The sequence below is a fragment of the Acidovorax sp. GW821-FHT09A11 genome, from assembly GCF_059418365.1.
The window spans coordinates 22,031-35,643 of record NZ_JBWKPS010000001.1; the positions used below are offsets into that span (position 1 = coordinate 22,031).

Consider the following 13,613-nt stretch of genomic DNA (forward strand, 5'->3'; position numbering starts at 1 on the left):
TGGCTCCTCGACCTGGGCTCGAACCAGGGACCTACGGATTAACAGTCCGGCGCTCTACCGACTGAGCTATCGAGGAACAAGACTTAGATTATATACATAAAAAATGGGCTCCAGCCGCTTCGCGGATGTGCCCGACGATTTGCACGGTGCCCCGGCCGGGAGTGCGGGGCGCATGCCTGGCTTTCGATGCTGCCCATTCGCTCACTGCGGCTCGGGCCTGCGCCACAGCCAGGCCAGCACGCACGCCATGCAGGTGATGGCGAGCACGGCGATCCAGGTGCGCGTGCCCGTCGCAAACAGCACGATCCCACTCAGCGCCATGAGGCACGTGGCGCTCCATTTGGCGCGCCGGCTCACGCAGCCTCCCTGGGCCCAGTTGCGCAAGAGCGGGCCGAACAGGCGGTGGTTCCAGAGCCAGCGGTACAGCCGGGGCGAACTGCGGGCCGCAGCCCATGCCGCCATGAGAATGAACACCGTGGTGGGCAGCCCGGGAACGATGACGCCGATGATGCCCATCACCAGGCACGCCACGGCAAAGACCAGCAGCAGCCAGCGGGCGGGCCATGGCAAGGGGCGCAGGGGCGGGGCCGTGTCGGTGGAGGCCGGGTCTGGAGGAGAGTCCATGCCGGTATTGTGAATGGGCGCGCCGCTGCGCGGCGCGCCGACACGCGCTATGCTGCCGCAGGCTGGCGCGCGCCAGCCGCTTTCGCAGAAATTTCACACCGATGACCATCCACACCATCCTGAAGATGGGCGATCCGCGCCTGCTGCGCGTTGCCCAGCCCGTGACTGCATTCGATACAGACGATCTTCATCTTCTGGTGCGGGACATGTTCGACACCATGCGCTCCGTCAATGGGGCGGGGCTTGCCGCGCCGCAGATTGGCGTGGATCTGCAACTCGTGATCTTTGGCTCCGGCGAACGCAATCCGCGCTACCCCGAGCGTCCGGTGATTCTTCCCACCGTCCTGCTCAATCCCGTCATCACGCCGCTGGGCGATGAAGAAGAGGAGGACTGGGAAGGCTGCCTTTCCGTGCCGGGGCTGCGCGGCAAGGTCCCCCGGTGGGCGCGCATCCGCTACACGGGGTTCGATCCTTACGGCGACCGCATAGACCGCACGGTGGACGGCTTTCATGCCCGTGTGGTGCAGCACGAGTGCGACCACCTCGTTGGCAAGCTGTACCCGATGCGGGTGCGCGATTTCACGCAGTTCGGCTTCACGGAAGTGCTCTTCCCCGACATTAGCGCCGCCGAGGACGACTGACGGGCGGAACCAGCGCCCGCTTTGGGGTCAACGGTGCACGAGCACCGGGATCTTGCTGTGCGTGAGGACCTTGAGGGTCTCGCTTCCCAGCAGGATGCCCTGGAGGCCGCGGCGGCCATGCGAGGCCATCAGGATCAGGTCGCAGCCCTGCGCGTGCGCGGCGTCGATGATGGCTTCGTAAGGATGGTCGCTGATGCTGGTCAGGGTGTCGCAGGGCACGCTGTACTGTGCCGCGGTCTCCCGGATGTAGTTCAGGACCTCCTCGGCCCTCGCCCGGGCCTGGTCTTCCTGGCTCTTGCGCGTGTGTTCCAGCATGGCGGTGTGGTACGCAAGTGCATGGAATTCGGGCAAGGCATAAAAGCCGGTGACCTTGGCGTGGGCTTCGCGGGCAAAGCGCATGCCGCGCAGGATGGCCGCTTCCGACAGCGCCGTACCGTCGGAGGGCATCAGGATGTGCTTGTACATGCTGGCTCCTTGGGGGCTGCGTGGGCAGTCCCGGCAGGGCGCCGGGTCGCCTGCCCGGGTGCGGTGGCGCAACGCGGCTGGCAGGCACCGTGGGCGCCATGAACGCGCCACATGCATGTGGCTGTTATAGGCTCAAGATGGGCGCAAGGCAAGTGCCAGCCCTGGCGCACTTCAGCATTCGGCAACAGGGGAAAATGCGCCCTGGCGCTTGCTTGGCATGCGATGGATGCTATCAATGGGATAGCATCTTGGCGCGCAGCCTTCTCGTGAGGATCCACCGCCTGCCCGGAGGCCGGAGACGGGATGCGGTAGGCCGCTAGTCAGTCAGCCAGCTCGCGCAGCAGTTCGGTTTCGATCTCGATCTGGCGTGCATTGTTCTGCAGTTCGGGGCCCTGGACCAGGAAGGTGTCTTCGACACGTTCGCCCAGGGTGCTGACCTTGGCCAACTGCACGCTCAGATGGTGCTGCGCCAGGATGCGCGCCACCAGGTACAGCAGGCCCGCACGGTCGCTGGCGGAGATGGCCAGCAGCCAGCGCTGCGCCTTTTCGTCGGGGCGCAGCGTGACGCGCGGGGCGACCGGAAAGCTCTTCACGCGGCGCGACACCCGCCGGCGCGTGGGTTCGGGCAGCGGCCCGCCCGCCTCGATCACGCGCACCAGGTCGCTTTCGACCATATGGGTCAGTTCGCGGTAGTGCCCCGCCTGCGACGAGGCCACCACCTGGAAGGTGTCGAGCGCATAGCCGTTGTTCGCGGTGTGCACGCGCGCATCCAGGATGCTGAAGCCCGCGCGGTCGAAGTAGCCGCAGATGCGCGCGAACAGGTCCGCCTGGTCGGCGGCATACACCATCACCTGCAGGCCATCGCCCGCCAGCGACTGGCGCGCGCGCACCACGGGCCTGGCCGTGCCCACATGGCGCGACAGGTGGCGCGTGTGCCAGGCGATGTCCGCCGCTTCGTGGCGCATGAAGTAGCTCACATCCAGCGTGGCCCACAGGGCCTTGTGGGCCTCGAAGGGCAGGGCGCTCAGGGCCAGCAGCACCAGCGCCTCGCGCTTGCGCGCTTCGATCTCGGCGGCGGCATCCGGCGCCCGGCCACCCAGGGTGCGCAGCGTGGCGCGGTACAGGTCTTCGAGGAGCTTGCCCTTCCAGGCGTTCCACACCTTGGGGCTGGTGCCACGGATGTCTGCCACGGTGAGCAGGTACAGCGCGGTCAGGTAGCGTTCGTTGCCCACGCGCTGCGCGAATGCCGCGATCACGTCCGGGTCGGAGAGGTCTTCCTTCTGGGCGATCCGGCTCATCGACAGGTGTTCGCTGACCAGGAACTCGATGAGCCTGGCGTCTTCGCGGTCCACGCCATGCTGGCGGCAGAAGCGCCGCACCTCGACGGCGCCGATCTGCGAATGGTCGCCGCCGCGGCCCTTGCCGATGTCGTGGAACAGCGCCGCGACGTACAGGATCCACGGCTTGTCCCACCCGCCCGCGAGCTGTGAGCAGAACGGGTATTCGTGCGCGTGCTCGGCCATGAAGAAACGGCGCACGTTGCGCAGCACCATGAGGATGTGCTGGTCGACCGTGTACACATGGAACAGGTCGTGCTGCATCTGCCCCACGATGCCCCGGAAGACCCACAGGTAGCGCCCGAGCACCGAGGTCTGGTTCATGAGGCGCATGGCATGCGTGATGCCCGAGGGCTGCTGCAGGATGCGCATGAAGTTGGCGCGATTGACCGGGTCGCGGCGGAACGCGCCGTCCATCACCCCGCGTGCGTTGTACAGCGCGCGCAGGGTGCGCGCCGACAGGTCCTTGAGCCCCACGGTGGTCTGGTAGAGCAGGAAGGTTTCCAGGATGGCGTGCGGGTCGCGCTCGTACAGGTCGTCTCTGGCCACCTCGATCAGGCCGGCCTTCTCGAAGAAGCGCTCGTTGATGGGGCGCGGCTCGTGGGTCGAGGGGTTCAGGCGTTCCTCGATGTTCAGCAGCAGGATCTGGCTGAGCTGCGACACGGCCTTGGCCGCCCAGTAGTAGCGCCGCATCAGGCTTTCGCTGGCGCGCATGGGCAGGCGCGAGCCGTCGGGCGCCTGCGAGCGGTAGCCGAAGGACTCGGCCACGGCGGTCTGCAGGTCGAACACCAGGCGGTCCTCATGCCGCCCGGCGGCTGCATGCAGGCGCGCGCGGATGAGGCAGAGCACGGCCTCGTTGCGCTCGATCTGGCGCACCTCGAAGGCGGTGGCCATGCCGCTGGCGGCCAGTTCCTTCCAGTTGCGGCCCAGGCCCGCGGCCTGCGCCACCCACAGGATCATCTGCAGGTCGCGCAGCCCGCCGGGCGACTCCTTGCAGTTGGGCTCCAGCGAGTAGGGCGTGTTCTCGTACTTGTTGTGGCGCTGGCGCATCTCCAGCGTCTTGGCCACCAGGAAGGCCTGCGGGTTCATCTGCAGGCGGTACTGGCGCTGGAATTCGGCGAACAGCGCCGTGTTGCCGCACACCAGGCGCGATTCGAGCAACGAGGTCTGCACGGTGACATCGCCCGCGCTTTCGGCCAGGCATTCGGCCACGGTGCGTACGCTGGAGCCGATCTCCAGGCCCGCATCCCAGCAGCTGCCGATGAAGCCCTCCAGCCGCGTGCGCAGCTCGCTGCCGGCCTCGGGGGCGCTTCCATCGGGCATCAGCAGCAGGACGTCGACATCCGAATAGGGGAAAAGCTGGTCGCGCCCGAAGCCGCCCACGGCCACCAGCGCCATGTCCGCTGGGAGCTGCGCCCGCTGCCACAGCGTGTGCAGCAGGGCGCCGGCCAGCGTGGAGAGCTTGCGCAGCAGCACGCGGATGCCACGCGTGGAGGCGCCCGTGGCCTGCAGGGCGGCGAGCAGGGCGGCTTTGTCGCTGCGGTAGGCGTCCCGCAGGGCATGGAGTTCGGTCATGGTCGTGGTGCGCGCAGATAAGGTGCCATGAAAAAAGCCATGCAAGAGTTGTGCGAGCCAGTGTGAATGCCGGTCGCGCAGGCGTTGCCGGTGCGGCCGTCAGGTGGCCGTGGCCGTCACGAAGGCGGGCAGCGCGGGCGAGCCGGCCGACAGGGTCATCACCTCATAGCCCGTCTCGGTCACCAGCACGGTGTGTTCCCACTGCGCCGACAGGCTGTGGTCCTTGGTCACGATGGTCCAGCCGTCGTTGCCGAACTCCTTCACCTCGCGGCGGCCGGCGTTGATCATGGGCTCGATCGTGAAGACCATGCCGGGCACCAGTTCTTCCAGCGTGCCGGGGCGGCCGTAGTGCAGCACCTGGGGTTCTTCGTGGAACTTCTGGCCGATGCCGTGGCCGCAGAACTCGCGCACGATGGAGAAACCCTGGCCTTCGGCGAATTTCTGGATGGCGTGGCCCACGTCGCCCAGGTGGGCGCCAGGCTTCACCTGCAGGATGCCGTGCCACATGGCGTCGAAGGTGATCGCACACAGGCGCTTGGCGGCAATGGAGCACTCGCCGATCTGGTACATGCGGCTGTTGTCGCCGTACCAGCCGTCCTTGGTGATCACGGTCACGTCCACGTTGACGATGTCGCCCTTCTTGAGCGGCTTGTCGTTGGGGATGCCGTGGCACACCACATGGTTGACCGAGGTGCACAGCGAGGCGGGGTAGGGCGGGTAGCCGGGCGGCTGGTAGCCCACGGTGGCCGAGATGGTGCCCTGCTGGGCCATGCATTCGGCACCCAGGCGGTCGATTTCCTTGGTGGTGATGCCGGGCTTGATGTGGGGGGCGATGTAGTCCAGCACTTCGGAGGCCAGGCGGCACGCGAGGCGCATGCCGGCAATGTCTTCTGCGCTTTTGATGGTGATGCTCATGGCGTAATTATCCCATCGCCCCCCGCCGGCTGCTTGGAGGCGGGCGGCGGCCCTGGTCCGCCCGGTAAAATGCCGGGCTGTCCACCCACATGCCCAGGCCAGAGCCCGGGCCCGGGTCGGCGCCTCGACCGTACCCCTCACACCCAACAGGCCGCTACCGTGACCTTGCACATGACCACGCTGGCGGGCGGCAACGCCCTCAGCACCTTCCGCGCCCAGCAACTCCAACCCGCCCTGGAGGCCATTCACCCCAAGATCAGCGGCATTGCAGCGCGCTTCGTGCACCTTGTCGCCACCGACGCGGCCCCCACGCCCGCCGACCATGAGCGCCTGGCCGCCCTGCTGACCTATGGCGACCCCTATGCGGGCCCCGCCGAGGGCACCGCCATCATCGTCACGCCCCGCCTGGGCACGCTGTCGCCCTGGGCGTCCAAGGCGACCGACATCGCCCGCAACTGCGGCATCGCCATCCGCCGCGTGGAGCGCATCACCGAATACCGCATCAGCCTCAAGGCCGGCCTGCTGGGCAAGGCGCCCGAGCTGACGGCCGAGCAACTGGCCCAGGTGGCCGCCCTGCTGCATGACCGCATGACCGAGTCCGTGGTGGCCGACCGCGCCGCAGCAGCAGCGCTGTTCACCGAGCTGCAGCCTGCGCCCATGGAGCACGTCAACGTGCTCGGCGGCGGCCGCGCCGCGCTGGAGGCCGCCAACACCCGTTTCGGCCTGGCCCTGGCCGACGACGAGATCGACTACCTGGTCAACGCCTTCACGGGCCTGGCGCGCAACCCCACCGACGTGGAGCTGATGATGTTCGCGCAGGCCAACAGCGAGCACTGCCGCCACAAGATCTTCAACGCCCAGTTCACCATCGACGGCGTGGCGCAGGACAAATCGCTGTTCGGCATGATCCGCAACACCCACCAGCTGGCGCCCCAGCACACGGTGATCGCGTATTCGGACAACGCCTCGGTCATGGAAGGCGGCGAGGTCGAGCGGTTTGTGGCCAAAATGGCCTCTACCGCTGATTCAGCGGGCGCTACCAGCTATCAAAAAAGTAGCGCCACCCAGCACGTGCTGATGAAGGTGGAAACGCACAACCACCCCACCGCCATCTCTCCCTTCCCGGGCGCATCCACCGGCGCGGGCGGCGAGATCCGCGACGAAGGCGCCACCGGGCGGGGCTCCAAGCCCAAGGCCGGCCTCACGGGGTTCACCGTGTCCAAGCTCTGGGGCAGCACGGTCGGCAAGCCCGAGCACATCGCCAGCCCGCTGCAGATCATGGTGGAAGGGCCCCTGGGTGGCGCGGCGTTCAACAACGAATTCGGCCGTCCCAACCTGGCGGGCTACTTCCGCGAGTACGAGCAGGAAGTCGCTGGCGTGCAGCGCGGCTACCACAAGCCCATCATGATCGCCGGCGGCGTGGGCGTGATCGACGCGGGCCTGACGACAAAGATCGAGTTCCCCGCTGGCTCGCTGCTCATCCAGCTGGGCGGCCCCGGCATGCGCATCGGCATGGGCGGCAGCGCCGCCAGCTCCATGGCCAGTGGCGCCAACGCCGCCGAACTGGACTTCGACTCCGTGCAGCGCGGCAACCCCGAGATCGAGCGCCGCGCCCAGGAGGTCATCAACCACTGCTGGGCGCAGGGCGCCGCCAACCCCATCCTCGCCATCCACGACGTGGGTGCCGGCGGCCTCTCGAACGCCTTCCCCGAGCTCACGAACGACGCCGGCCGTGGCGCTCGCTTCGACCTGCGCGCCGTGCCGCTCGAAGAATCGGGCATGGCGCCCAAGGAAATCTGGAGCAACGAAAGCCAGGAGCGCTACGTGCTGGCCATCGCGCCCGAGTCGCTGCCGCTGTTCAAGGCGTTCTGCGAGCGCGAGCGCTGCCCCTTCGCCGTGATCGGCACGGCCACCGAGGAACGCCAGCTGGTGCTGCAGGACACCGCCGTGGAGGCGGGCGACCAGAAGCTGCCGGTGGACATGCCCATGAACGTGCTGCTGGGCAAGCCGCCCAAGATGCACCGCGACGTGGCCACGGTGCAGCGCCAGTTCGCGCCCATCGACCTGACCGGCGTGCCGCTGCAAAAGGCCGTGATCGACGTGCTGGCCCATCCCACGGTGGCGTCCAAGCGTTTTCTCATCACCATCGGCGACCGCACCGTGGGCGGCCTGTCGCACCGCGACCAGATGGTCGGCCCCTGGCAGGTGCCGGTGGCGGACTGCGCGGTGACGCTGGCCGACTACAAGGGCTTTGCGGGCGAGGCGATGAGCATGGGCGAGCGCACGCCGCTGGCCGCGATCAACGCACCCGCATCGGGCCGCATGGCCGTGGCCGAGGCCATCACCAACCTGCTGGCTGCGCCCATCGAGCTGCCGCGTGTGAAGCTGTCCGCCAACTGGATGGCCGCGTGTGGCGAGCCCGGCGAAGACGCTGCCTTGTACGAGACCGTGAAGGCCGTGGGCATGGAGCTGTGCCCGGCGCTGGGCGTCTCCATCCCCGTGGGCAAGGACAGCCTGTCGATGCGCACGCAGTGGAACGACGGCAGCGACAAGAAAAAGGTCACGTCCCCCGTGAGCCTGATCGTGAGCGCGTTCGCGTCGCTCTCCGACGTGCGCGGCACGCTCACACCCCAGCTCGATGCCACCGAGGATGACACCACCCTGGTGCTGATCGATCTGGGCAAGGGCCAGAACCGCATGGGCGGCAGCATCCTGGGCCAGACGCTGGAACAAAGCGGCGACGTGGTGCCCGACGTGGACGATCCGCAGGACCTGGTGAACCTGGTCAACGCCGTGAACGCGCTGCGCGCCAAGGGCCATGTCCTGGCCTACCACGACCGCAGCGACGGCGGCCTGCTGGCGGCGGCGGCCGAGATGGCCTTTGCGGGCCATGTGGGCGTGGCGCTCAATGTGGACATGCTCGTGACCGAAGGCGACGGCATCAGCGACAGCCGCATGGAGACCGGGGATGCCAAGAACTGGGCGCAGCAGGTCAGCGCGCGCCGCGAGGAGCTCACGCTCAAGGCCCTGTTCAACGAAGAACTGGGCGTGCTGCTGCAGGTGCGCACCGCAGAGCGCAACGATGTGATGCAGGTGCTGCGCGAGCACGGCCTGTCCAGATTCAGCCACTTTGTCGGCAAGACGCGTCCGCAATCGTCGGGCATCGACGCCGGCAAGGGCGAGCTGCAGGTCTGGCGCGATGCCAAGGCCGTGTTCAGCGCCAAGCTCACCGACCTGCACCAGGTGTGGGATGCCGTGAGCTGGAAAATCTGCCAGCAGCGCGACAACCCCGCGACCGCGGACTCCGAGCACGCCACCGCGGGCGCGGCCGCCGACCCCGGGATGCACGTGCACCTCACGTTCGACGCGGCCGACAACGTGGCGGCGCCGTTCCTGAACCTGGCCAAACCCCGGGTCGCGATCCTGCGCGAGCAGGGCGTCAATTCGCACATCGAGATGGCCTACACCTTCACCGAGGCCGGCTTCGAGGCCTACGACGTGCACATGACCGACCTGCAGACCGGCCGCGTCAAGCTCGAAGACTTCAAGGGCGTGGTCGCCTGCGGCGGCTTCAGCTACGGCGACACGCTGGGGGCCGGCATCGGCTGGGCGCGCAGCATCACCTTCAACCCCGTGCTGGCCGAGCAGTTCCAGGGCTTCTTCGGCCGCACCGACACCTTTGGCCTCGGGGTGTGCAACGGATGCCAGATGTTTGCCGAACTGGCGGACATCATCCCGGGTGCGCAGGACTGGCCACGCTTCACCACCAACCAGAGCGAGCGCTTCGAGGCCCGCCTGTCGATGGTGGAGGTGCTGGAGTCTCCCAGCCTGTTTTTCGCGGGCATGGCGGGCAGCCGCCTGCCGATCGCCGTGGCGCACGGCGAGGGCTATGCCAACTTCAAGTACCGCGGCAACGCCGGCGCGGCCATCGCCGCGATGCGTTTCGTGGACAACCACGGCGCGCCCACCGAGCAATACCCGTTCAACCCGAACGGCAGCACGGGTGGCATGACCGGCGTGACCACGGCGGACGGCCGTTTCACGGCCATCATGCCGCACCCCGAGCGCGTGTTCCGCAACGTGCAGATGAGCTGGACCTCGGGCGACCGCAGCGAACTCAGTCCCTGGATGCGCATCTGGCGCAATGCCCGCAAGTGGGTGGGGTGACGTAGCACATCCTGCGGAGTCGCTTCGCGCCTTCCCCCTTCTCTCAATGGCTTGCCATGCGGGAAGGGGGCAGCCGGTGCACGCCCGCAAAGTGCCGCATACGCAGCTTGGCGGCCCTTGCACGGCTGCACGGGCGTTTGGGCTGCGCGGGCCCGGCGGGCTGCTGGCGGCGCTGTCGCGCCGGGCTGCCCGGCAAGTCCTGCTCAGGCCACTGCAGGGGCGCGCTGATACACCAGCAGCCGCCCTTTGTACGCCGGAACATCGGCCAGCGCGGGGTGGTCCAGGCGCTCTTCCACCACGTCAAAACGCAGCGCGGCCATCTGCTTGCTGAAGGCGGAGCGGTTGCCGCGGTTGGGGTCCACGATCCAGATCTGCGCGCTTTCGGCCGCATGGCGGTCGAGGAAGTTGGCCAGGCTGCCTCGTGCGTCGCGCTCGTACAGGACGTCGCTGCCCATGATGAGGTCGAACCGGCCTTGCACATCGGCGCAGGTGTCGGTCAAGTCGGCTCCCCATTGCCCGGTGCGGTACTTGAGCGGCGACATGCCGTTGAGCCGCACGTTCTCCAGCAGGAAGGCCGATGCCAGGGGGTGGCAGTCGCTGGCGGTCACGTCCACGCCGCGCCGGTGGCACACCAGGCTGGCCAGGGCCAGGCCGCAGCCGATCTCCAGCACGCGCTCGCCGCTTCGCAGGGGGCGGCTGGCCATGCGGTGCGCCAGCTGGGCCCCCGATGGCCACAGCAGGCCGAACAGCGGCCAGGCGGCGGAAGAGATGCCCAGCGCTTCGGCGGCACCCTCCGGGTCGGAAAACTGCTGCTTGTCCAGGAGCGAGCGGATGATCAGGTCTGCCGCGCCGGTGATGGCGATGTCTTCTTGCTTGGTCAGGTAGCCGGGCATGGCATGGGCGTGAAGCCCGTGCAGGGGGACAAGCCCCGGGGACCCCAAAGTGGTGGGTGAGGGCGCGAGTATGCGCCTTGCGCGCCGCAGCCCCCGTGGCGGGCCGCGAGGAGGGCACGGCGACGGCCTGCGCAAAAGGCTCCCGGGGCCGGGGGGCGGGCGCAAACGAAGACCGTGCGTTGCTATAGTCCAGCCCACGCGCGGCGGCACGCATGCCGCCTTTTCCATTGCTATCTCAAGGACTTCCCATGGCCTCTGGCAGCCTGCTTGCCCTGTTGGACGACATCGCCACCATCCTCGACGACGTGGCCCTGATGACCAAGGTGGCCGCCAAGAAGAGCGCGGCCATGGCGGACGACGTCTCGGTCATGACGAAGGTGGCCGCCCAGAAGACGGCCGGCGTGCTGGGCGACGACCTGGCCCTCAATGCCCAGCAGGTCACGGGGGTGCGCGCCGAGCGCGAGATTCCGGTGGTGTGGGCCGTGGCCAAGGGGTCGTTCATCAACAAGGTGATCCTGGTGCCCGCGGCCTTGCTGATCAGCGCGTTCGCGCCCTGGGCCGTGACGCCGCTGCTCATGATTGGCGGTGCCTTCCTGTGCTTTGAAGGCTTTGAAAAAGTCGCCCACAAGCTGCTGCACGCCCCCCACGAAGACGCCGCCGAGCATGAAAGCCATGTGCTGGCCAATGCCAACCCCGCGGTGGACCTGGTGGCGTTCGAGAAGGACAAGATCAAGGGCGCGGTGCGCACCGACTTCATCCTGTCGGCAGAGATCATCGCCATCACGCTGGGGACCGTGGCGTCGGCGCCGTTTGTGCAGCAGGTCACCGTGCTGTCGGGCATCGCGGTCATCATGACCATCGGCGTATATGGCCTGGTGGCCGGCATCGTCAAGCTCGACGACCTGGGCCTGTGGCTGAACGGCAAGGCCAGCGCCGTGGCCAGGGCGGTGGGCTCGGGCATCCTGCGGGCCGCGCCGTGGCTCATGAAGGGCCTGTCCGTGGCGGGCACCGCCGCCATGTTCCTCGTGGGCGGCGGCATTCTGGTGCATGGCGTGCCCGCGCTGCACCATGCGGTGGATGCCGCTGGCGAGGCCGCCGCGCAATGGCCGGTGGGCGCCCTCTGGCATGTGCTGGTGCCCAACCTGCTCAACGCGGTGGTCGGCATCGTGGCGGGAGGCTTGGTGCTCGCAGCCGTCACGCTGGTGCAGCGCCTGCGCGGGAAATCCGCCGCGCATTGACAAGGGCAGGCCGTTTTTCTTGATGTATGTCTAAGGGTTAATACGAGGGGCTTGAGATAGGGCAAGGCCGGTCGAGGGGCATGGCGGTTCAATGGATGCACGGGGGTCGTCCCCGTCCAACCGATGTGAAATCACCATGAAAAAGAACCTGCTGGCAGTAGCCGCCCTCTGCGCCCTGGCTTCCGGCGCCGCCCTGGCGCAACAGGCTGAAGGACCCTGGATGGTCCGCGCGCGCGCCGTGCACCTGGACAGTGCCAACAAGGACAGCACGCCCCTGGGCCTGACCATCAACGACAAGACCATCCCCGAAGTCGATGTCACGTACTTCTTCAACAAAAACATCGCGGCCGAACTGATCCTGACCGTGCCGCAAAAGCACACGCTGAGCGCCTCCGGCACGGCCATCGGCTCGCTCAAGCACCTGCCGCCCACGCTGCTGCTGCAATACCACTTCGATGCACCCGGCTTCAAGCCCTATGTGGGCGCGGGCCTGAACTACACGCGCTTTTCCGGCGTGAAGCTGCCCGCCGGCGTGGACATTGACCGCAACAGCTTCGGCCCCGCGCTGCAGGTGGGCGTGGACATTCCGCTGCAGAAGAATCTGTACCTCAACTTCGACCTGAAGAAGGTCTTCATCAAGACCGACGTGACGGCAGGCGGCGCCAAGCTGGGCACCTTCAAGGCAGACCCCGTGCTGGTGGGCGTGGGCCTGGGCTGGAGGTTCTAGCCAGGCTCCCCCTGAGGCGCTTCGCGCCTTCCCCCTGAGGGGGACGCCTGCGGTGGACCGGCAAAGCCGGATCCACGGTGGCGCTTGCGTTGACGGTGCGCCAGTTTTCATCGGCTATGACGGATCTACGTCCGTCGGTAGAAGGCCAGCGATCCGGCCAGGGCCAGCAGCGCGCCGCCGCAGCAGCGGTCCAGCCACAGCACCGCGCGGCGGTGCAGCAGCTTGACGGCGCGCGCCCCGATGGCGGCGTAGGCCAGCATCACGGCGAAGTCCAGGCCCGCGAACACGGCTGCAATGGCGGCGTACTGCGGCCATTGTGGTGCGCTGGCATCGATGAATTGCGGCATCAGAGCCGAGCAGAACAGGTATCCCTTGGGGTTGGTCACCGCGACCAGGAAAGAGCGCGTGAAGATGCCGCGCGGCGTGGCCGCAGGCCCGGCGGCCGCGCCGTCCGCTGCGGCCAGGTCCAGCCCACCCTGCGAGCGCAGCAGCCGCAAACCCAGCCAGGCCAGGTAGGCCGCGCCCAGCCACTTCACCACCGAAAACCAGAACTCGGACGCCGCCAGCAGCGCGCCCAGGCCCAGCGCCACGGCACCGACCAGCACAAAATCCGACGCCACGGCGCCCAGCATGCCGGGCAGCGACCGGCGCACGCCATAGCGCGATCCGTTGGCCAGCGCCAGCAGCACCGTGGGGCCGGGCGTGGCGATGGCCACCAGGGCCACCAGCGAGAAGACCAGCAGGGTGGCGAGCGTCATGCCATCACCCCGCAGCCCTGGGGCTTGAGCACCCGCTCGGTGGATGCGGGGTATTTCGCCAGCCTGGAGGCGGGCCGGCGCGGGCGCTGCACGAGGTCGCCCCCGCAGTTGGGGCACACGTGGCCCAGCCGGGCGCCGGCGCAGTCGCTGCAGAACGTGCACTCGAAGGTGCAGATGCGCGCGTTGGTGGCATCGGGCGGCAGGTCCTTGTCGCAGCATTCGCAGTTGGGGCGCATCTGAAGCATGGCAGGGTCCTTGTGAGAAGTCCGTGGG

At 67.9% G+C, this 13,613-nt stretch carries 11 protein-coding genes and 1 tRNA gene; 4 read left to right on the plus strand and 8 right to left on the minus strand.

The window, feature by feature from the left end:
• Both AC07PV_RS00115 and AC07PV_RS00120 read right to left on the minus strand, forming a co-directional pair.
• Window positions 1-76: transfer RNA gene (locus tag AC07PV_RS00115), tRNA-Asn, on the minus strand.
• Between the two features lie 125 nt (window positions 77-201).
• Window positions 202-624, minus strand: a complete 423-nt coding sequence (locus AC07PV_RS00120; protein ID WP_494598509.1) for a YbaN family protein — start codon at window positions 622-624, stop codon at window positions 202-204.
• Window positions 625-725: 101 nt separating this feature from the next.
• Here AC07PV_RS00120 and def point away from each other — a divergent pair, with 101 nt between their 5' ends.
• Window positions 726-1,265, plus strand: coding sequence for a peptide deformylase (def, locus tag AC07PV_RS00125; RefSeq protein WP_494598510.1), 540 nt, complete (start codon window positions 726-728; stop codon window positions 1,263-1,265).
• Between the two features lie 27 nt (window positions 1,266-1,292).
• Here def and AC07PV_RS00130 read toward each other — a convergent pair whose 3' ends face one another.
• The 3 genes from AC07PV_RS00130 to map form a co-directional block, all read right to left on the minus strand.
• On the minus strand, window positions 1,293-1,730 hold the full coding sequence (locus AC07PV_RS00130; protein WP_218294565.1) for a universal stress protein: 438 nt from the start codon (window positions 1,728-1,730) through the stop codon (window positions 1,293-1,295).
• A gap of 320 nt (window positions 1,731-2,050) precedes the next feature.
• The gene (locus AC07PV_RS00135; protein ID WP_494629014.1) at window positions 2,051-4,642 is read right to left on the minus strand and encodes a [protein-PII] uridylyltransferase; all 2,592 of its coding nucleotides are present in this window, start codon (window positions 4,640-4,642) and stop codon (window positions 2,051-2,053) included.
• A 99-nt stretch (window positions 4,643-4,741) separates the two neighbouring features.
• Window positions 4,742-5,557, minus strand: coding sequence for a type I methionyl aminopeptidase (gene map, locus AC07PV_RS00140; protein ID WP_218294567.1), 816 nt, complete (start codon window positions 5,555-5,557; stop codon window positions 4,742-4,744).
• A gap of 159 nt (window positions 5,558-5,716) precedes the next feature.
• On the opposite strand from map, the gene purL reads away from it, so the two are divergent.
• The gene (purL, locus tag AC07PV_RS00145) at window positions 5,717-9,724 is read left to right on the plus strand and encodes a phosphoribosylformylglycinamidine synthase (protein WP_494629015.1); all 4,008 of its coding nucleotides are present in this window, start codon (window positions 5,717-5,719) and stop codon (window positions 9,722-9,724) included.
• Between the two features lie 203 nt (window positions 9,725-9,927).
• Here purL and AC07PV_RS00150 read toward each other — a convergent pair whose 3' ends face one another.
• A complete protein-coding gene (locus AC07PV_RS00150; RefSeq protein WP_218294569.1) occupies window positions 9,928-10,617 on the minus strand; it encodes a class I SAM-dependent methyltransferase in 690 nt (229 codons plus the stop codon).
• Between the two features lie 248 nt (window positions 10,618-10,865).
• On the opposite strand from AC07PV_RS00150, the gene AC07PV_RS00155 reads away from it, so the two are divergent.
• Complete coding sequence (locus tag AC07PV_RS00155; RefSeq protein ID WP_218340969.1) at window positions 10,866-11,855, plus strand: DUF808 domain-containing protein; 990 nt, start codon at window positions 10,866-10,868, stop codon at window positions 11,853-11,855.
• Between the two features lie 136 nt (window positions 11,856-11,991).
• The gene (locus tag AC07PV_RS00160; protein WP_218294571.1) at window positions 11,992-12,582 is read left to right on the plus strand and encodes an OmpW/AlkL family protein; all 591 of its coding nucleotides are present in this window, start codon (window positions 11,992-11,994) and stop codon (window positions 12,580-12,582) included.
• A 125-nt stretch (window positions 12,583-12,707) separates the two neighbouring features.
• Here AC07PV_RS00160 and AC07PV_RS00165 read toward each other — a convergent pair whose 3' ends face one another.
• Both AC07PV_RS00165 and AC07PV_RS00170 read right to left on the minus strand, forming a co-directional pair.
• Window positions 12,708-13,340 (minus strand): LysE family translocator, encoded by a 633-nt coding sequence (locus AC07PV_RS00165; protein WP_494629016.1) that lies wholly within the window; start codon window positions 13,338-13,340, stop codon window positions 12,708-12,710.
• Window positions 13,337-13,585: a DUF1272 domain-containing protein gene (locus AC07PV_RS00170; RefSeq protein WP_218340971.1), complete on the minus strand. Its 249-nt coding sequence runs from the start codon at window positions 13,583-13,585 to the stop codon at window positions 13,337-13,339. Before AC07PV_RS00170 ends, AC07PV_RS00165 begins: the two co-directional genes overlap by 4 nt.
• Between the last annotated feature and the right edge of the window lie 28 nt (window positions 13,586-13,613).